Origin of the sequence: Luteococcus sp. H101 (assembly GCF_038433155.1) — a bacterium.
Classification (GTDB): domain Bacteria; phylum Actinomycetota; class Actinomycetes; order Propionibacteriales; family Propionibacteriaceae; genus Luteococcus.
In genome coordinates this window covers 58118-76474 of sequence record NZ_JBCDMW010000039.1, presented here as the reverse complement: position 1 = coordinate 76474, position 18357 = coordinate 58118, and the positions used below count along the sequence as shown (strand labels likewise).

At 66.2% G+C, this 18357-nt stretch carries 14 protein-coding genes and 4 tRNA genes; 6 read left to right on the top strand and 12 right to left on the bottom strand.

Annotation, left to right across the window (positions count from 1 at the left end; translation table 11 throughout):
- Positions 1-202 precede the first annotated feature (202 nt).
- From AAEX60_RS15300 to AAEX60_RS15270, 7 genes are all read right to left on the bottom strand, one after another.
- A tRNA-Phe gene (locus AAEX60_RS15300) sits at positions 203-279 on the bottom strand.
- Between the two features lie 96 nt (positions 280-375).
- Positions 376-449: transfer RNA gene (locus AAEX60_RS15295), tRNA-Asp, on the bottom strand.
- A gap of 451 nt (positions 450-900) precedes the next feature.
- Complete coding sequence (locus AAEX60_RS15290; protein ID WP_342104641.1) at positions 901-1212, bottom strand: DUF2853 family protein; 312 nt, start codon at positions 1210-1212, stop codon at positions 901-903.
- A 154-nt stretch (positions 1213-1366) separates the two neighbouring features.
- Positions 1367-1921 (bottom strand): hypothetical protein, encoded by a 555-nt coding sequence (locus tag AAEX60_RS15285; RefSeq protein ID WP_342104638.1) that lies wholly within the window; start codon positions 1919-1921, stop codon positions 1367-1369.
- 228 nt (positions 1922-2149) lie between these two features.
- On the bottom strand, positions 2150-3052 hold the full coding sequence (locus AAEX60_RS15280; RefSeq protein WP_342104635.1) for a VanW family protein: 903 nt from the start codon (positions 3050-3052) through the stop codon (positions 2150-2152).
- An 89-nt stretch (positions 3053-3141) separates the two neighbouring features.
- Complete coding sequence (locus AAEX60_RS15275; RefSeq protein ID WP_342104633.1) at positions 3142-4551, bottom strand: amidase; 1410 nt, start codon at positions 4549-4551, stop codon at positions 3142-3144.
- A gap of 62 nt (positions 4552-4613) precedes the next feature.
- Positions 4614-5306, bottom strand: a complete 693-nt coding sequence (locus AAEX60_RS15270; protein WP_342104631.1) for a FadR/GntR family transcriptional regulator — start codon at positions 5304-5306, stop codon at positions 4614-4616.
- A gap of 94 nt (positions 5307-5400) precedes the next feature.
- Here AAEX60_RS15270 and AAEX60_RS15265 point away from each other — a divergent pair, with 94 nt between their 5' ends.
- Genes AAEX60_RS15265 through AAEX60_RS15245 form a run of 5 tightly spaced genes read left to right on the top strand, consistent with a single transcriptional unit; the run spans position 5401 to position 12724 of the window.
- Entirely contained in the window at positions 5401-6624 is a 1224-nt protein-coding gene (locus tag AAEX60_RS15265; protein WP_342104628.1) for an aminotransferase class V-fold PLP-dependent enzyme, read from the top strand.
- Positions 6621-7925 carry an ABC transporter substrate-binding protein gene (locus AAEX60_RS15260; RefSeq protein WP_342104625.1) on the top strand — a complete coding sequence of 435 codons (1305 nt, stop codon included), beginning with the start codon at positions 6621-6623 and terminating at the stop codon, positions 7923-7925. Before AAEX60_RS15265 ends, AAEX60_RS15260 begins: the two co-directional genes overlap by 4 nt.
- Before the next feature lie 6 nt (positions 7926-7931).
- Positions 7932-8885, top strand: a complete 954-nt coding sequence (locus AAEX60_RS15255; protein WP_342104623.1) for a carbohydrate ABC transporter permease — start codon at positions 7932-7934, stop codon at positions 8883-8885.
- Positions 8882-9718, top strand: coding sequence for a carbohydrate ABC transporter permease (locus tag AAEX60_RS15250; RefSeq protein WP_342104621.1), 837 nt, complete (start codon positions 8882-8884; stop codon positions 9716-9718). Before AAEX60_RS15255 ends, AAEX60_RS15250 begins: the two co-directional genes overlap by 4 nt.
- Positions 9719-9742: 24 nt before the next feature.
- A complete protein-coding gene (locus AAEX60_RS15245) occupies positions 9743-12724 on the top strand; it encodes an alpha-mannosidase (protein WP_342104620.1) in 2982 nt (993 codons plus the stop codon).
- Positions 12725-12926: 202 nt separating this feature from the next.
- On the opposite strand, the gene AAEX60_RS15240 is transcribed toward AAEX60_RS15245, so the two are convergent.
- The 5 genes from AAEX60_RS15240 to AAEX60_RS15220 all read right to left on the bottom strand — a co-directional run bounded on the left by AAEX60_RS15240 (position 12927) and on the right by AAEX60_RS15220 (position 17518).
- Positions 12927-12999 (bottom strand) — tRNA-Glu (locus tag AAEX60_RS15240).
- Between the two features lie 66 nt (positions 13000-13065).
- Positions 13066-14022, bottom strand: coding sequence for an SH3 domain-containing protein (locus AAEX60_RS15235; protein ID WP_342104617.1), 957 nt, complete (start codon positions 14020-14022; stop codon positions 13066-13068).
- 347 nt (positions 14023-14369) lie between these two features.
- Positions 14370-14978, bottom strand: a complete 609-nt coding sequence (locus AAEX60_RS15230; protein ID WP_342104615.1) for a hypothetical protein — start codon at positions 14976-14978, stop codon at positions 14370-14372.
- A 46-nt stretch (positions 14979-15024) separates the two neighbouring features.
- Positions 15025-15097, bottom strand: a tRNA-Lys gene (locus AAEX60_RS15225).
- A 255-nt stretch (positions 15098-15352) separates the two neighbouring features.
- A complete protein-coding gene (locus AAEX60_RS15220; RefSeq protein WP_342104613.1) occupies positions 15353-17518 on the bottom strand; it encodes a LamG-like jellyroll fold domain-containing protein in 2166 nt (721 codons plus the stop codon).
- Positions 17519-17620: 102 nt separating this feature from the next.
- Here AAEX60_RS15220 and AAEX60_RS15215 point away from each other — a divergent pair, with 102 nt between their 5' ends.
- Positions 17621-18349, top strand: a complete 729-nt coding sequence (locus AAEX60_RS15215) for a hypothetical protein (RefSeq protein ID WP_342104611.1) — start codon at positions 17621-17623, stop codon at positions 18347-18349.
- Positions 18350-18357: the final 8 nt, after the last annotated feature.

Sequence of the window (18357 nt, the reverse complement as noted above, 5' to 3'; positions counted from 1 at the left end):
AACCCCTCGGCCCACAACCCGGCACCAACTTCAGCTGGGAAGACGGCAACGGCATCCAGAAAGGCTGGGCCGGCCGCTGGCGACCATGACACGCCCGAAGCCATACACACATTTCTGCCGCTAACCCCCAGACGCCGACGCCGAGCCGAGAAGACCGGCCGGGAAGCAGAAAACCCGCCCTGCGGCCAGGGCGGGTTTTTCGTGGTGGCCAGGACCGGGATCGAACCGGTGACCTTTCACTTTTCAGGCGAACGCTGCTACCAGCTGAGCTACCTGGCCAGTGCTGAGGAGTGGTGGAAGCACATCCTCAACGTGCCAACGGATCGGCGAAGATCCATCAACACAAAAGCGGTGATGTTTCCATCACCGCTTTCGCGACCCCGACGGGACTCGAACCCGCGACCTCCGCCGTGACAGGGCGGCGCGCTAACCAACTGCGCTACGGGGCCTTGCGGCCCTTGCTGGATCGTTTCCGATCCGGCCGGCTGCCGGATCAGGCAGCTCGAAAAATATAGCGTGAACTTGGGGCAAATGTGAAATCGAGACTGGCGACGCGGCCAAAAACCCCGTGACAAGGGGTTTTGTCCGCTGGGTGGCTTGTCATGGGTGGAGCTGTTGGTCTGTTGGTCAACCGGAGGGGTGTCGAGGCCACCCCCGGGGGCGCCCGTCAGGTCAGATGTCTCAGTGGCCAAGCAAACACGCCGTTAAGGATTAACTTGTGTTCACAGGAGTCGTGGGTCAGGATGGATTGTGCAGCCGTTGAAGCGCTCACACGAGGGCTTCCGCTGCAACCAAAACGCCGGGTGTGCCTGCTGATCGGGGGATTGCAGGGGCACCCGGCGCTCGGTTTCTCGGTGTTTCGTTGTTTGGTGGGCCGGGGTCAACCAGCCGCCCACCGGCTCAGGCCTTGAACACGCCCAGCTTCTGGTAGTGCTCGGCCAGCAGGTAGTAGACGGTCAGCCGGTTCTTGCGCCCCGGAATCTGCTCGCCGATCTTCTTGATCTGGGAGTCCAGCTCGGCGTCGTCGCCGCTGATGCCCAGCTTCTTCTTCACGAAGTTCTCCCGCACCGTGGCCAGCTCGGCCGGGTCGCTGAAGGAGACCATCGACGAGTCGGGCTTGCTCAGCACGAGGCGGTAGGTCTTCTCCATGGCCGCAACCACGTCTGCGTCGGCCTTGGGGGAGTACTTCTGGATGTCTGCCAAGTGGTCCATTGGAGGGCCTTTCACGAGTTGTCACTGGACAGGTCCATCGTGGCACCTCGGAGGGTTGCCGAAGGCAGTTCTGGTCAAAGGTCCGGAAAAGTGTGCAGAACCCCGCCCGACGTCCTCGTCAGGCGGGGTTCTGGTCTGCTTGGGGTGGTCAGGGTCAGCGACGCACGTAGCGGACCGTCCAGCACCAGGCCTTGGAGTTGACGGCCAGGTTGCGGCCGTCAACCACCATGGTGGCCCGGCCGGTGAAGCAGTAGCCATTGCGCTTGACGCCGCCGATGGCCACCGGGCCCACCTGGTTCTTGACGGGGCCGTTGGCGCCGACGATCACCCGCGGGGAGCGCAGGCCCTTCTGGGACTTGGCGGCCGCAACCGCGACGCCGGTCTGGGCGGTGCGGCCCTTCATCCGGCCGGCGTGCTTGAAGCAGGCGATTCCGGTGCCGTTGGCCACCTTCGGGTTGAACCAGATCTCCAGGTAGCCGACGGCCTTGCCGCCACGGACCATCGTCCTGCGCTCCAGCAGCTGCCCGGAGCACTTGACCCGGGAGGAGGCGACATGACGCAGCGGGGCCGCGCCCTTGGTGGTCTTGGCGGACAGCCGCACCTTGCCGGGGACGGAGCGGTCCGGCAGCGGGGCGCTGGAGGCCGGGACTGCGGTGGTGGCGGCAACCGCCGGGATCAGCGCGGCGACGGCCAGGAGACGAGTGCGCATCGGGTCAACCCTTTCGAGCAGTGTGAGTTCGGTCACAAAGATGATCGATGCGTCCGGGGTCACCCGCCGCCCGTCGTGGTGACGCACGGACGGACACTTCGGGAGCAAATGGCGTCAATTGGGTGAACGTCCAGCGCGCATGGATGCGTGGCCGCCGCCTCGGTCGGAACCTGCCCCATGCCCAATGCCCTAATGGGCATCCGGCGGTGGCGCACGCGGAAGGCGAGGTCAGCCGTCCAGCTGGATGATGTCGACGCCCTCGGGCAGGTACATCACCTGCGCACAGTTGCGCTTGACCAGCTGGTCGCCCGTGCGGTTGCCGGTGCGACGGTCAATCACGTCGCGCCAGATCTCGTTGCGGCGGAAGAACTCGCCACCCTTGGTCAGGAATTCCTCATTGCGGGCGTGCACCCGGTAGGAGTGCGGACGCTCCTGGTCGCAGCGCAGTTCGCCTTCCAGATAGCGCTCGCCCACCGTGGTCAGCAGCTGGAAGGTGGCGTCGGTGTCATTGCGGACGACGAGGTCCACGTAGTTGTAGACGATCGAGCAGCCCACACCCCAAGGCAGCACCCGGCCATTGTCCGGGAAGGGGTCGAAGGAGTGCTCCGAGCGCTCCACGATGGTCAGGTCCGAGTGCAGGAACATCCAGTGCAGCAGATTGGCCAATTGGCAGATCCCACCGCCGACGCCGGGCCGGGCCTTGCCATTGGACAGGCGCATGCCCTCTACGAAGCCGCGCTTCCTGGTGCAGTTGCCCACCACCTTGTTGAAGGAGAAGGACTCGCCGGGGCGGATCAGCAGCCCATTGGTCTGCTGGCACGCGAGCCGCAGGTTGGTGACCTTGTTGTGCTGCAACCACATCTCCGATTCGCCCAGTTGCCGCAGCAGCAGGGACTTGTGCAGCTTGATCCGCACCGGCAGGGGCTCGGTCTCGCGCTCGTGGGCCCACTTCTCGGCTCCCACCTGCCAACGCAGCCACCGTCGGGTCTGGTGCGCCCGCACCGCGACGGGATAGAGCCACGGGTGGCGTTCGGACAGCGGGGCGCCCACCTGCAGGCGGGTGGGTAGCTCGAATTCCGGGGTGGGTGGCTCGGGCATGGTCGATTCGGGGGCAATCGAAGGAGTGGTCATGATTCCTGTACGCCTGGAGGAGGGGACTGGTTGCATGGGGGGCAGTTGGAGCCTACGGCGCGACGGGTGCAGGGGTCCGCAGGACGGCGTCAGTGCTGGCGGCTGGCCGGTGGATCCGCCGGCCAGCCGAGGCTTCGCCCCACCTGGCCGGCCAGGGCGAAGAGCAGGTCATCGCGGCCGCGCCGCGCCATCACCTGCACCCCGATCGGCAGCCCGTCGCCATCCCGGCTGGCCGGAAGGGAGGCGGCGGGGTGCCCGGTCACATTGGCCAGCGACGTGAAACTGCTCATCGGCACGGAGCGCCAGATGGCACGGGACCAGCTCACGCCGTCAAGCTGACCCAGGGGTGGGATCCGACGGGTCAGGGTGGGGGTGAGCAGGATGTCCGCTTCGCCCAGCAGGTCGTCGAGGCGGGTGGCCAGGGCCTCGCAGGCAGCCTCGGCCCGCTGTGCCGCCCGGCGTTGGCCCGGCAGCCGGCCGCGGGCGGCGCCGGCCCGAGTGAGCCGCTCCAGCCGCTCGGGATGCTCCACCGCCTCCGCCTCCTCCAGCACACCGGCAAGCATCAGCGGCAGGAAGGTGGCGGCGTGGTTGGGCAGCCGTCCCGCCAGCGGCACCACCTGGTGCCCCAGCTCGGAGAGCCGGTGGGCGAAGCGTTCGGTGGCCTCGGCCACCTGCCGATCCACCGGGATGTGACCCGCGGACCGGGTGGTCCACCCAATCCGCAGGCGGCGCGGGTCGGTGAGGGCGGACGGCAGCAGCTCGGTGGCGCGCTCGGGGAGTTGGTAGGTGTCCGTGGCCTCATTGCCCGCTATCACGTCGTAGACCAGCGCGGAGTCGGCGACGTCGCGGCTCAACGGCCCCGAGAGCGCCAGCGGGCCCCAGAAGTCCTTCGCCGGGCTGGGGGAGACCAGGCCGCGGGTTCCCTTGTGCCCGAACAGCCCACAACACGCGGCCGGGATCCGGATGGACCCGCCCCCGTCGCCGCCGATTGCCACCGGCACCATCCCGGAGGCGACCGCCGCGGCCGATCCGCCGCTGGAGCCGCCCACCGTGTGCCGCGGGGCGACGGGGTTGATGGTCTGGCCGAAGCGCTGCGGCTCCGTGAACGGAAACTGGCCGAACTCCGGCATGGTGGTGATCCCGACGATCACCGCCCCCGCGGCACGCAGCCGGGACACCACCCGGCAGTCCGCCGCGGCTGGGGTGGAATTGCCGTGACCGCCGAAGGTGGTGACCTGTCCGGCGACGTCCAGCTCCGCTTTGATGACAATCGGGACGCCGGCCAGCGGGCCCTGCCGCAGCGCCGCATCCGCGCCGACCCTACGAGCTTCCGCCCGGGCCTCGTCGGCCAGCACCACGGTGAAGGCGTTCAGTTCCGGATTGAGTCGGCCGATCTCGGCCAGGGCCGCGTCGGTGACCTCGGTGGCCGTCCAGTGTCCGTCGCGGACCTGCTGGGCGATGCTGCGGGCGCTGGCCGCGCGATAGCTGCTCTGCTCCATGCGGCCAGCGTATGGCCTGCGCTGGCCACACCCCGGCGCGCGAGTCGTCGCCCTGGTGTCAGTTACTCAACCTGCGGAGCAGGGTGCATGCCCCTGAGCCAGTCAAGGGTGGTGCGGACGTGAGCACACATCTCCGCGTGTGCTCGGTTCGGGTCGTGGTCCTCGATTGCATGGAGGATTCGGGTGTGGGCGGCGTCGCTCTGGGCCTTGAGTAGTTGGGCCGTGTCGTCGTCGAAGACTCGGTAGTGACGGCCGCGCGTTCGGATGATGTTGATCAAGGTGGTGACCGATTGGTTGCCGGTGGCGCTGGCGATCAGCAGGTGGAACTGATCGTCGGTGTCGGCGCCGGTGGGGTTCCACGGCTTTGAGGCGAGATCGTCGGCCAGCCGCCGAAGTTCATGGATCTGGTCGGTTGTCAGGCGCGCGGCAGCTTGGGCTGCGGCGTGCGCCTCCAGCAGACATCTCAGGTCGACCAGCTCGAGGTAGGTGTCCAGAGGGAGCAGCGGTACGGAGATTTGCAGCCCGGACATGTAGTCCTCGGGCTTCAGATCGGAGACCACGGTGCCTGAACCGGTGCGGGTCACCAGCACCCCCGCCATCACCAGCATTTTCTGTGCTTCACGGAGTGAGCTTCGTGACACGTCGAATTGTTCACACAATTCGCTTTCGCTGGGCAGCCGGTCCCCCGGCTGCAGATCGCCAGTGGCGATCATGTGTCGCAGGCCATCCAGTGCTTGGTCAACTTTTCCTCGCATGATCCCTCCTGTCTGACAAATCTAACAAAGTTGGTCAGATTCATTGACGCAACGCCTTCTTTGGTAGCAAGCTGTCTGACAGAAGGAGGTTCTCATGGTTGCGATCTTCCCACCGTTGCTGACCCGTGACGGTCGGCCGGCGGCTGAGCTGTGGGCATTGGACCCCGACTTCCACCACCTGAACCATGGGTCATTCGGAGCGGTCCCACAGGCCGTGATCCAGCACCAGCAAGGCCTCCATGCCGAGATGCGGCGCAATCCGGTCAAGTGGATTTGCGAGCTGCCGGACCGGGTAGCCGAGGCGCGAACTCGGGTCGCGCGACAGCTGGGATCGGACGCGCAGCGTACGGCCTTCGTGTCGAATCTCAGCGCCGGCATCTCGTGTGCTTTCAATGCGCTGGACAACCGTGGGCCAATAGATGTCCTGGTGACAAGTCACGGCTACGGTGCGGTCGTGATGGGGGCCGAGCGGTTGGCTCGTCGGACCGGTGGAGCCCTGCACACCATCGAGATTCCGATGGCGGCCACCGCCGACGAGGTCTGTGCGCTGGTGCACGACGCCGTGAAGAGGCATCGTCCCCGCCTGTTCGTGGTAGACCAAGTCACCTCGGCCACCGCGCGCGCCTTCCCAACCACGGAGCTGTGCCGGGTGGCCCACGAACTCGGTGCCCTGGTCTATGTGGATGGCGCCCATGCTCCGGGAGTGCTCGAGGATCCCGTGGAACATGAGGCGGATGTGTGGGTCGGAAACCTGCACAAGTTCTGGTGCGCCCCGATGGGCGCCGCAGCGCTGGTGTGCAACAACCCGGAGCTGGACCTGTATCCCGTGATCGCCTCATGGGATGCCCCATACCCCTTCCCGAGACGCTTCGACGCTCAAGGGACCATTGACAACACCGCATGGCTGTGCGCCCCGCTGGCCTATGAGCATCTGGAAACCGAGCTCGGCTGGCGCCGGATTCGGGAGCATTCACGCATGGCGATTGCGTGCGCCCGGGAGCGGGTCGCGGAGGCGCTCAGCGCCTTGGGGGTCGAAGATCCGCTACCGGATGTGGGCCAGTCGGTGGGGCCCTTGCTGCTCGCGCGGCTGCCCGGGACGCGGGCTTGGGATCACGAGAGCACCGATGCCCTGCGAGTTCCCTTCATGAACCGAACCGGCATCGTCTCGGCGTTCACCAATATTGATGACCAGGCCTACGTACGGCTCTCGGCGCACGCCTACACCACCGAGGCCGACATCTCTGCGATGACAGACCACGGCATCCCGATCCTCGCCGAGTGGATCGAGGCTGAACTCCAGGAAAGGAACGATCAATGAAGATCAACCGACGCGAACTCCTCCTGGCCACTGGCTCGGGAGTTGGCATGGCAGCCCTGTCCGCCTGCGGCGGGGGCTCGTCCTCGGGCGGCGGTGATGGCAAGGTCACACTGCAGATGGTGGAGAGTCTTGCCAGCCCCGAGCGCACCAAGCTGATCAAGAAGCTCATTGCCGACTTCGAGAAGGCCAACCCGACCATCAAGGTGCAGTTGGTCTCGCCGCCCACCGAGCAGGCCGACGGCAAGATTCAGCAGATGCTGCAAGCTGGTTCGGGGATCGATGTGCTGGAGGTTCGTGACCTGACCGTGGGGCCCTTCAGCAACAACGGCTGGCTGTATGACATGTCCAAGGAACTCCAGGCATGGGACGGGATGGACAAGCTCACCGACCAGGCCAAGAAGTTCACCAAGTCTCCCGACGGGAAGAGCTACTTCATCCCCTATGGCTTCTACGGGCTGAGCCTGTACTACCGCACGGACCTGGTGAAGGAGGCTGGCTTTGCGGGGGCTCCGAAGACCTGGGAGGAACTGGTGGAGCAGGCCAGCAAGATCCAGAATCCCGCGAAGAATCGCTATGGTTACGCCTTCCGCGGCGGCAAGAACTCTGCCGGGCAGTTGATGAGCATCCTGGAGGCCTACTGTGCCGACGAGCTTGACCTGACCAACGTGTACAAGCTCAAGTCCGGTGCCTCCATCTTCACCTCCCCGAACGCGCAGAAGGGTTTGGACAAGTACCTCGAGCTGTTCAAGAAGGGTTCCCCGCCATCGTCGGTGGCTTGGGGCTTCACCGAGATGGTGCAGGGCTTCACCAACGGGTCGACCGCCTTCCTGCTGCAGGATCCGGAGGTCATTGCCGCGGTGAAGAAGTCCAGCCTCAAGGAAGACCAGTGGTCGGTCGCGCCGCTGGTCCAGGGACCGTCGGGCAAGGCCACCTGGCCGAAGGCGACCGCCGGCTGGGGGGTCGCCGCCAAGAGCAAGCACACCGCCGAAGCCGTCAAGCTGGTCCAGTGGTTGTCGGGTGATGCGTCCACGACCTTCGCCAAGGAGAACAGCTTGGTGCCGATCCAGAAGGCGGCCGGCGAGGATCCCTTCTTCAAGACTGGCCCGTGGGCAGCCTACGTGGAGATGACCTCGAAGCCGGACGTCTTCCTCAGCTGTGAGGAGCCGCGTGGTGCAGCCTGGTGGACCGAATGGATGCAGCGCTCCGAGGCCGACCTCCAGAAGGTGCTGACCGACAAGATGTCGACCGCGGACATGTTGAAGGGCTGGGACCAGTTCTGGACCGGAAAGTGGAAGGGCTGATTCCTCGTGTCTGAGGCTTCCCCGTCCGAAGCCCCCGTGGCGGGGGCGGGCACCACCCGCCCCCGCGCCGGCCAGCGTTCCTTTACCCACCGGAATGGATGGCTGATCCTCGCCTTCTTGGCTCCCGCGCTGTTGTTCGTCGTGACCTTCACCTACTACCCGATGCTCCGGGGAAGCCAGATGGCTTTCCGTGAATGGAACATGTATGACCTGACCAACACGCCGTGGGTGGGGCTGCAGAACTTCCGCACCATCGCGGAGAACGCGAACTTCACGAGGATCATGACGAACACTCTCGTCTGGGTGGTGGCCTCGATCATTCCGCAGTTGGTGCTGGGGTTCCTGCTTGCCCTTGCGCTTCGCAAGAAGTTCCGTTTCCGGGGCCTCTACCAGGCTCTGGTCTTCTACCCGTGGGCGGTCTCCGGCTTCCTGATCGGGCTGGTCTTCCGCTGGATGTTCAATTCCGAATTCGGTGTGGTCAATGACCTGCTCACCAAGGTTGGCATCATCGATTCCCCCTTGCCCTGGCTCTCCGATCCCAAGCTGGCGATGGTCTCGGTAGTCGTGGCGAATGTCTGGTACGGGGTCACCTTCTTCGCGATGATGATCTTGGCAGCGCTCCAGTCAGTGCCCGACGAGTTGATCGAGGCGGCAGCCATCGATGGCGCTTCGCGGTTCCGCACCTTGTGGCAGATCACCATTCCCTACATCCGCAGCACGCTGATCCTGACCGTCCTGTTGCGGGTGATCTGGATTTTCAACTTCCCGGACATCATCTGGGCCATGACCGGCGGTGGCCCGGCCGATCAGACCCACATCGCCACCACCTGGCTGGTGCAGCTCACCCAGCAGGGAACCTACGGCCTTGCATCGGCCCTTGGGCTGTTGATCATGGTCATCCTGATGGTCTTCACCGGGGCCTACCTCGCCCTGTTGACCCGAGAGCGAGGTGCCGCATGACCGCCCGTGACCCATTCCTGCTCCGGATGACGCGCGTCGCCGGTCTCACCGTCTGGATGGCGATCACTCTGTTCCCGCTGTACTGGATCTTCGTGACCTCGCTGAAGGATGCGGGTGCGATCGCGGCGTACCCCGTGCAGTACCTGCCGTCCCAGCCGACGCTGGACAACTACCGGGGCCTGTTCCAGGTCTCCCAGTTCGGCGACAACATCATCAACTCGCTGGTCGTGTCGCTGTCTGCTGCCCTCGTTGCCACTGCCATCGCGACCCTGTCGGCCTACGTGATCTCCCGCTTCCAGTTCCGCGGGCGCGGTGCCATCGTGATGGCCTTCCTGGTCACCCAGATGATCCCGGCCTTCATTGCTCTGGGCCCGCTCTACCAGTTCTTGGTGAAGTTGCATCTGATCGACTCCCGCGCCGGCCTGGCGCTGGTCTACGTCGCGGTCTGCATCCCGTTCTCGGCGGTGATGCTCAAGGGCTTCTTCGACAACGTTCCCGAAGCTCTGGAAGAAGCCGCGATGGTCGACGGATGCACCCGGATGACTGCCCTGCGTCGGGTGATCATCCCTGTGATGGGTCCCGGCCTGATAGCCACCTACATTTTCAATTTCGTGAACTGCTGGAATGAGCTCTTCCTGTCGGTGACCTTGATCAACACCGATACGAAGCGCACCATCCCCACCGCCCTCAACGGCTTCATCACCAGCTTCAACGTCGACTGGGGTCCGCTGTCCGCGGCCGCTGTACTGGCGGTGCTGCCCACCATGATTCTGTTCGGCATCGCGTCCCGCTGGATCGTGTCCGGTCTGACCGCTGGCGCCACCAAGGGCTGACCGAGCTCCCAAAGGGGTTTTGACATGCACGATCACCGCACCAGAACCGAGCAACGCCTCGTGCGCTTCCTGCGGGAGCAGCTTGAGCCCGCGCTGGTGATTGACCGAGCACCCCTGCAGGTCCAGATGTGGCAGGCCCCCGGCGAGCCAGTTGAGTTTGGGGTTGCCACTGCTCAGCGGTATGAACCGGTCGAGCAGGGGCGGCCGTGGGGGCGGCCATGGGGGACCGTCTGGTTCCACCTGACCGGGGAGGTTCCGCGTCGGTGGGAACGCAGGGAGGGTGTCCGCGTCGAAGCGACGTTCGATCTGGGCTTCGCCCGGGGGCTGACTGGATTCCAGTGCGAGGCGACCGTCTACACACCCGACGGGCAGATCATCAAGGGCATCGAACCAGACAATCGCTGGATCCCGATCAATGGTGACCGGGTGGATGTGTGGGTCGAGGCCTCCGCGAATCCCACCATCGCCTACGGGAACTGGGCCACCCCCACCCCGCTGGGCGATCTCGCCACGGCAGGCGAACAGCCCCTGTACGTCCTGGGCGAGGCCGTCATCGTCCAGATCGACGAGTGCGCCGAGGGTCTGGCCAGGGACATCGAGGTCCTGTTGGAACTGTGGCGAGAGCTGCCAGTCGATTCCACGCGCGCGGCCCATCTCACGGCTGGCCTTGACGACATGCTGGGCGCCGTTGATTTCCAGGATGTTCACGGATCCCTGCCCGTCGCGCGGCAGACCCTCCAGCCACTGCTCGACAGCCCGGCAAATGCCACCTCACACGAGGCGCACGCGGTGGGTCATGCGCACATCGACTCCGCCTGGTTGTGGCCGCTGCGCGAGACCCGGCGAAAGTGCGCCCGGACCTTCTCGAATGTCCTTGCCCTGATGGACATAGACCCCGAGTTCACCTTTTGTTGCTCATCCGCGCAGCAGTACGCCTGGATCGAGCAAGACCACCCCGAACTGTTTGCCAGGATCGCCGCCCGGGTCGCCGAAGGGCGGTTCATTCCTGTCGGTGGCATGTGGGTGGAAGCCGACGCCAACCTCCCTTCCGGGGAGTCATTGGTGCGCCAATTCCTGCACGGCACCACCTACTTCATGGAGAAGTTCGGCGTGGAACCCGTCGAGGTCTGGCTTCCTGATTCCTTTGGCTACACCGCCGCCTGGCCCCAGATCGCGCAGGGCGCAGGGAAACGCTTCTTTCTCACCCAGAAGCTGTCTTGGAATGACACCAACCGCTTCCCCCACCACACCTTCTGGTGGGAGGGGATTGACGGCACGCGCATCTTCACCCACTTCCCGCCCGTCGACACCTACACCGCCGAACTGCGGGGCGCAGAGCTGGCCAAGGCGGAGCGTCAGTTCGCGGAGAAGGGCCGAGCGACCAAGTCCCTCGTCCCCTACGGCTATGGCGACGGGGGAGGTGGCCCTACCCGTGAGATGACCCAACGAGCCCACCGACTTGCATCCTTGGAGGGCTCCCCCCGAGTCAAACTGTCCACCAGCCAGCAGTTCTTCGCCGAAGCACTCGACGAGTACCCAGGGGCACCGGTGTGGAGGGGTGAGCTCTACCTGGAATACCACCGCGGCACCCTGACGTCTCAACACCGCACCAAGGAAGGCAACCGGCGCAACGAGAGCCTGCTGGCAGAAGCTGAGCTCTGGTCGGCCACCGCTGCCATCCAACGAGACAGCGTGTATCCCTACGAGGAGCTGGCCAGTCTGTGGCGGGATCTACTCCTGCTGCAGTTCCACGACATCCTGCCCGGCTCATCCATTGCCTGGGTTCACCATCAGGCAGAGCAGATGCATGCCGAGATCACCAGCCGCAGCCAGACGCTGATCCAGCGGGCACTGGCCACCCTTGCGGGCCAGGGAGACATTCGGCTCATTGCCAACCCGGCTCCCTTCCCTGCCGGAGGCATTCCACCGCTGTCCATCTCCGCGGAGCCAGAGCCCCACAACCGCCGGCCCGTTGAACTGGCCGGCGACGGCGCACTCATCACGGTTACCGGCGGCTCCCTTCGGGTCCAGGTGGCCGAGAATGGGCAGCTCGACGCGATGATCGACCTGGAGACCGGGCGCGACCATGTCGCGGCGGGCTGTGGACAACTGATGCTGCATCCCGACATCCCGAACCGTTGGGACGCTTGGGACATTGAGGGCTTCTACCGAGACCGTGGACGGCCAATGTCGAGCACCGTCGTCCACCGCGAGGAAGGCCAGGTGCTCGTCGAACACCAGATTGGCCAATCCACGATTCGTCAGACCATCAGGCCACATGAACTGGGCGTACACATTTCCTTCGACATCGACTGGCAGGAACAGCAACAACTGCTGAAGTGGTACCTGCCGCTTGCCATCAACAGTGACAAGGCAACCTCCGAGATCCAGTTCGGGCACCTGAGCCGGTCCACCCACGCCAACACCAGCTGGGACGAGGCTCGGTTCGAGACCGCAGCTCAACGCTGGGTCCATGTCGGCGAAGGAGAGCGAGGGATCTTCATCGCCAACGCCGCGACGTACGGCTGGGGAATCCATGCCGATCGGGACCAGGGCGGCCCCATCACGCGGATCGGGGCATCCCTGGTACGCGGCCCCAAGTTCCCAGACCCGGCCGCCGACATTGGCCACCACCAACTGGACTTCCTGATCGGCAGTGGGACAGTTGCCGACGCAATTCGGGCCGGGCTTGTGCTGTCACGTCCCACAAGAGTCATCCATGGGGGAGGGGCGCCGGCCGACCCCTTGGTCTCGGTTGATGATCCCCTCGTCGTGACAGAAACCGTGAAGCTCGCTGAAGACCGCTCGGGTGACGTCGTCATTCGTCTCTACGAATCGACCGGCCAACAACGAACGGCAACGCTCACACTGGGGAGCCAGTTCGCCACCGCGGTTCGAACGGATCTCCTTGAGCGCCCACTGGAAGAACTCCCGCTCATCAATGGATCCAATCTGCGCGTGCAGTTGAGGGCCTTTGAGATCACGACGCTGAGGCTGGCGCGGTAGCGGTAGCGGACATCCCGGAGACAGGGTTCTGGGAGTGGTTACAGACGCGTCCTCCAATGGCGTCCAGTGCCAGTGAATGTCCGACTGCGGGAAGTGGCCTCCGGTCAGTGTTTCCACTGGCCGGAGGGGATAGTGGGTGTTTCGGTGTAGGGCCCTCCCTCCTTGTATCCCTCCCCCCCCCCCCCCCCCCACTTCTGTGTTGTATCCCCAACGGGATTCGAACCCGCGCTGCCGCCTTGAAAGGGCGGTGTCCTGGGCCGCTAGACGATGGGGACGCGACCGTCCAAGTCTAGGGGCATTCGCTCGGGGCTCAAAACCGGGGAGGGTAGGCCCGGCGCGGGTCAGCGAACCGAGACGTGCACGTGGTCGATGTGGTTCTGGGTGTCGTTGCCCCGGTCGGCCATCGGACGCCAACCCTCGCCGTCACGGGCCACGGACCAGATCTTCTGCTGGAAGATCACGTAGGTGATGCCCAGCTCGTCGGCGCGGGACCGCATCTGGTTGGCGATCTCCCAACCCAGGGCCTGGTTGGAGCGGTAGTTGGGCAGCATCACGTCCACGGCGCGGCCGGTGTGGTGGTCGGATCCCGGGTCAATCCGGATGCCGTGGATGGTGCGGATCTGCGGGTGGTCGGTGGTGACCACGGCCGCCACCCGCTTGGCCGCGACGGTGGACCCCGGCAGGGCAAGCGGGTTGTAGGCGACGACATTCTGCGGGGCGCGGTTGCGCGCCTGTGGGGTGGCCGCGACGCCCCCGCGGGACAGGTACTTCGCGCTCACCCAGCGGTGGTTCCCCATCCAGTACAGCTGGGCCATGCCATTGACCTGCTTGCCGGTGATGGCCACCTCATTGCCCTTGGCGATGGTGCCCACCCGCTTCGACGCAGTGCTGGGCTGCTCGCGGATCGCCAGGGTGACCGTCGCCTTCAGGATGCCGGCCTTGAGCGGCTGGGCCGTCGTGGTCTGGGCGGCTGAGCCGGCGCCCTTCAGGTACTTGGCGCTCACCCAACGCAGCTTGCCCTGCCAGCGGATCTGGGCCATCCCGTTCACTCGCTTGCCGGTCACGGCCACCCGGCTGCCCTTCTTGAGGATGCCGACCCGCTTGGACTTGGTGCTGGCCTGGGAGCGGACCGACAGGTCCGACGTGGTGGTGGCCTGGCCGGCCTTGGCCTTGTTCACCGTCCTTGCCGGTTGCGGCGCGGCCTGCGCGGCGGGGGTGGAGACCTGGGCGCCACCGGCCAGCAGGGCCGCGGCCATCGCCGTCGCGACGAGTGGGCGGGTGGTTCGCAGTGCAGACATGGGGTTCCCTTTCAACGGCCACGGCCGTGTGCTGTCGAGCCAAGCTGTCGGCCCCGACCTTCGCCGCGTCGTGGCCACGGGCAAGGACTGTAGGCAGCGGCAGTACGGTCCTGCGACTGACCGATTCGCTGGATTCCTTGCAGGCAAGCAAGCGCGGGCAACCTCCGGGTGAACCGTGGATGGCTGTCCAGACGGGGACTGGCCGCTCGAAAGAGGTGGAATCGCTTGACGTCAAGCGGGATCCTCCAGATGACATGACGACGCTCTGGACAGGCGTCCCGGTGAATGGGAAATGACGGCGCGGAGACCGGGGGCTGCCCGCAAACCCTCAAGCTGTCCTCGAGGGTTCAGGCGGGCGGCTCACCCAGTGAGGCGTCCAGCCAACAACCGGTGGCGTCGGCCACCACCCGTCGAGCCGTGCCGTGCAGGCGTGGGGCCGCTCCGGACTGGAGATCTGTCCGGTCAGCCGGCGTTGCGCCGGTCAGGTCGGCCAGCTCCCGGCAGGTCTGCGGGCTGGCCAGCAGGGGCACCGGGCGGGCCGGGCCGCCCGTGGTCACCAGGTGGGTGAGCAAGTCCTCGTCGAAGCCGGGGCAGACCAGCACCAGGCCACGATGGCTGGCCCGTGCCTTCTGCAGGCTGGGCAAGAGCTCCCGAAGGCTGCCCACGCCCTCGGGGCAACAGAGCAGGTCCACCTGGGCGGCCTCGGCCGTCGGGGGTTTGGCCCAACTGGCGAAGCGCTGGTCCGCCAGAACGGCGTCGTACCGGGGCTGGCTGGCGCGGAAGCTCTCCAGCGCCTCCCGCTGGCCGGCGTCGGGATCCGACGGGCTGGGTGGCGTCAGGCTCTCCAGCGGTGCGCCCAGCCGACCCTCGGCAATCCGACGGGTCTGCCGGTCCCGCCAGGCCGCCAGCGCCAGCAGCACCAGGCCGACCAGGAGCACCACCAGGAAACCGCGCATGGCAACCTCCTCCGCAGTGATGTCGCTCAGTCGCGACCCGCAGTCGTGCCCCCACAGGGGATCGAACCCTGGACCCGCGGATTAAAAGTCCGCTGCTCTGCCAGCTGAGCTATAGGGGCGCTCGCGACAGTGTAGCGACTGTCGCTCGGCTGCCCGCCGTGACGGTCGCCGCGACGGGTTCGGCCGTCGCGGGGCGGGGCCTCGACAGGCTCGGCCACCGTGGTTGGGTCGGGCTCGGGTGTCGTGGGGTCGTCGTCGGATCCCGAGTCTCGCAGCGCGTTTCCGCGAGGAGACGCGAGCGAGCGTCGACGAGACGCAGCGCCAGAGGTTGCCGGCCCGGCGTCGACCCCGCCCCTCGCCGACTCCACCAGAGGTCAGGACTTCCAGCGGTAGAGGTGGTGCTCCCACTCGTTCTCGAACGTGTCGCTGAACACCCCGTCCTTCACCGCGACAGTCCGGTTCTCCTCCATCACCTCAAGCTGGTCCGGCGTGACCCCCTCGGGCAGGCGGAACTCGTAGGTGCCCTTCTCGTGCTGGATCCGCTGCATCGCAATCAGGTAGCTGTGGCCGTCGGGCGCCTTGGGCCAGTAACGGGTGTGCAGGTCCGCATGGAAGGTGCGCGGCTCGGACTGGGAGTAGAGCACCGGCGCCAGGGTCTGCAGCCGTGCGGTCACCTTCTTCACCCGATCGCTCACGCCGCGGGCGTAGTGACCGTCGTTGCGCACACCGAAGGCGCCGGGACGCCAGCTCAGCCAGGAGTCGTCGGTCACCTCCCGTGGGTCGACGCCCTTCTTCGGCTCGCTGCGGCAGTACCAGAAGCGGTACTCCTCCTTGGAATCCCGCACGGTGTCGCCCACCTTGTAGGTTTCACTGGCCTTCCAGATCGGCGCCGGCTTGTCGTCGGCGAAGGTCTGGGGAAAGATCAGGATTCCGCTGGCGCCCGCCGTGATGCAGGACATCAGGGCACCCTCCACCTCGTCGGCGGTGGGCACCGAGCCGTAGCCGGGCTCGCCCTTGCGCACCACATTGGCATGGCCAATCGCCACCACGCCCCAGACCGGCATGGGGCGGCTGAGGAAGGCGCGGCAACGCTCCACCACCATGCCGTGGGCGGCGGCGCGACGGATCACGTCCTCGGGCAGGTTCCAGGCCTTGGCCACCTGCGAGCGCATGGTGGGATGCACGCAGTAGGAGTAGAGGTCGGCGGAGACCTGGTGCAGGTCCGGCCGGTCGATCAGCGGCTTGACCCGGTAGCGGTCAATCGAGGAGATGGTGACGCCGGTGCCGAAGTTGGAGTAGGCCAGGTACCCCTTGGGGTGCTTGTCCAGGTTCTCCTCCAGCTTCTTCATCTTGACGCTGTCCATGTCGGCCTCGTCCTCGGGCAGCCACCCGACGGTCTCCGCCCCGGCCTTGCCGTTCATGTCCATCCCGGTGGTGCGGATGGCCCACATCCCGGACTGCTGCAACGCCTCCGGGGTGACCTTCGGGTCCACCACCACACCGCCGTGGGTGTAGTTCTTCTCCTGCTTCAGCTCCTCCACCGTGCCGTTGATCCACCACTCGGCGACGGGGAAGCGGGTGGCGTCGGCCAGCACCTCGGCATTGGTGAACTGCTTGTAGTAGTTCTCCGGGCCGCCGAAGTAGGCGTCGACGCCCCGCACGACGGGCTGGGCATTGGCGGCGACCGCCGCGTCGTAGTGTGCCTTGATCCGGTCCGCGGGCAGCGGGGAGCCGAAGATGGCGTACTGGGACCACTGCCCGGACAGTGAGGCGCCCGTGCCCTTCTTCACGTCCCGGGTGCCGACGGCGGCGCCGGTGACCTTGCCCTTGTAGGGCCCGATGTTGCCGGTGCCCACCTGCTTGCCGTCCAGGTAGCCGTTGACCCCGCCCTTGTCGGTGACGGTGAGCGCGTAGTGGTGCCACTGGTTGGTGGTCCTGGCCGTCTTGAAGTGTGCCCCCTTGTACTCGGGGCCCTCGGCCGCCAGGCCGGTGCCGTCGCGTTCCAGACCCAGGGCCCAACCCACCTGGTCCTGGTCCGACGGGATGGCCAGCAGCGCCTGGTTGAAGTTCGGCTCCTCCTGGAAGAGCCACATCTCCACGGTCACGCCGGTGGTCGGCACCTCGGCCAACCAGTCCTTCGCGTCGGGAATCTCCACCCAGGCCGTGTCATTGCTCAGGCCCGAGTAGAAGGCCCGGCCCACGCCATTGGGTGCCGGGGTGCTCAGGGCGTCGTTGACCCACCACTTGTCACCGTGCATCACGGTCTTGCGCTGGTGGCCGGACTGGTCCGCGGGGGCCTTGGCGCCCGAGTCGTCCTGGAAGTCCAGGTAGAGCAGCGGCTTGTCGGCCAGGATCGCCTCCTTCAGGCTGCCCTTGACCGCGGGTCCCGACGGGTTGCCGGCGGAGCCGCCCGCGCTGCTCGGGTCGCTGGGGCTGGGGCTCGGCTGCTCCTCGGGCTCATCCTTGGTGCAGCCGACGACGGTGGTCGCGGCCAGACCGGCGGCGCCGATGGCAAGGAAGGTGCGGCGATTGGTGGTCACGTGGTTGGGTGCCCTTCGGATCGTTCGGACGGGGTTCGGACAATTCATCGGGGGATACGGTCAGGCTAACAACCGACCCGCTCAGCCCCTATCCTGAAAACCATGTGGACGAACGACCAGACGACTGACCCAGTCGAGTCGTCGCCCACCCCCGACCAGAGCCCGGGGCAGACCGGTCAGCGGCCGCCGTCGCGGCTGGCCGCCGTGCGTCGGCTCTGGGCCTGGGCTCAGCAGATCTCCGACGTCGTCACCCCCACCAACCTGGTCTTTGGCCTGATTGCGCTCGGCCTGGTGCTGGTGGGTGCCTTCGGCGGCTGGTCCCATGTCCGGGCTGTCGAGGAGGAATTGCCTGTGGTGGCAACGGGTTCCGAGCTGTCCGCGTCGCCCTTCAAGCTCACCGTGACCAAGAGTTGGTATGCCGACGAGGTGCCCAAACTGCTGCGCAAGACCCCGGGGCAGCGCTATCTGCTGGTGGTGGGCAAGGTGACCTCCGAGCACCCGGATCCCGTCCTGCCCGTGATCTTCCAGGAGGCGCTGCGGATCGATGTGCCGGGCTGCGTCCCCGGTGGCATGGTGACCGTCCCCGGCGTCTGCCACCCGGAACGAATCCTGCGCGAGGACAGCCTGGACATGCCGTCCCTGCAGCCCGGGATGGAGCAGTTGTTCGTGGCGGTCTTCAGGCAGGATTCAGCCAGTCCCACCCCTAGTCAGATGACCGTCATAGCCTCATCACAGGTCTGGCGGGCCTCCAATCTGGACGGCGGGATGGGCTGGCGAGACATCACCCCGGCGGCCACCGTGACCGTTCCCACCAAGAAGCTGGCGTCATGAGGGAGGCG

What these genes read in the sequence shown, in the direction of transcription:
- AAEX60_RS15245 (WP_342104620.1), top strand. Translation starts at nt 9,743, where the DNA reads ATGCACGATCACCGCACCAGAACCGAGCAACGCCTCGTGCGCTTCCTG.
- AAEX60_RS15265 (WP_342104628.1), top strand. Translation starts at nt 5,401, where the DNA reads ATGGTTGCGATCTTCCCACCGTTGCTGACCCGTGACGGTCGGCCGGCG.
- AAEX60_RS15260 (WP_342104625.1), top strand. Translation starts at nt 6,621, where the DNA reads ATGAAGATCAACCGACGCGAACTCCTCCTGGCCACTGGCTCGGGAGTT.
- AAEX60_RS15230 (WP_342104615.1), bottom strand. Translation starts at nt 14,978, where the DNA reads ATGCGCGGTTTCCTGGTGGTGCTCCTGGTCGGCCTGGTGCTGCTGGCG.
- AAEX60_RS15280 (WP_342104635.1), bottom strand. Translation starts at nt 3,052, where the DNA reads ATGACCACTCCTTCGATTGCCCCCGAATCGACCATGCCCGAGCCACCC.
- AAEX60_RS15285 (WP_342104638.1), bottom strand. Translation starts at nt 1,921, where the DNA reads ATGCGCACTCGTCTCCTGGCCGTCGCCGCGCTGATCCCGGCGGTTGCC.
- AAEX60_RS15215 (WP_342104611.1), top strand. Translation starts at nt 17,621, where the DNA reads ATGTGGACGAACGACCAGACGACTGACCCAGTCGAGTCGTCGCCCACC.
- AAEX60_RS15275 (WP_342104633.1), bottom strand. Translation starts at nt 4,551, where the DNA reads ATGGAGCAGAGCAGCTATCGCGCGGCCAGCGCCCGCAGCATCGCCCAG.
- AAEX60_RS15270 (WP_342104631.1), bottom strand. Translation starts at nt 5,306, where the DNA reads ATGCGAGGAAAAGTTGACCAAGCACTGGATGGCCTGCGACACATGATC.
- AAEX60_RS15235 (WP_342104617.1), bottom strand. Translation starts at nt 14,022, where the DNA reads ATGTCTGCACTGCGAACCACCCGCCCACTCGTCGCGACGGCGATGGCC.
- AAEX60_RS15290 (WP_342104641.1), bottom strand. Translation starts at nt 1,212, where the DNA reads ATGGACCACTTGGCAGACATCCAGAAGTACTCCCCCAAGGCCGACGCA.
- AAEX60_RS15250 (WP_342104621.1), top strand. Translation starts at nt 8,882, where the DNA reads ATGACCGCCCGTGACCCATTCCTGCTCCGGATGACGCGCGTCGCCGGT.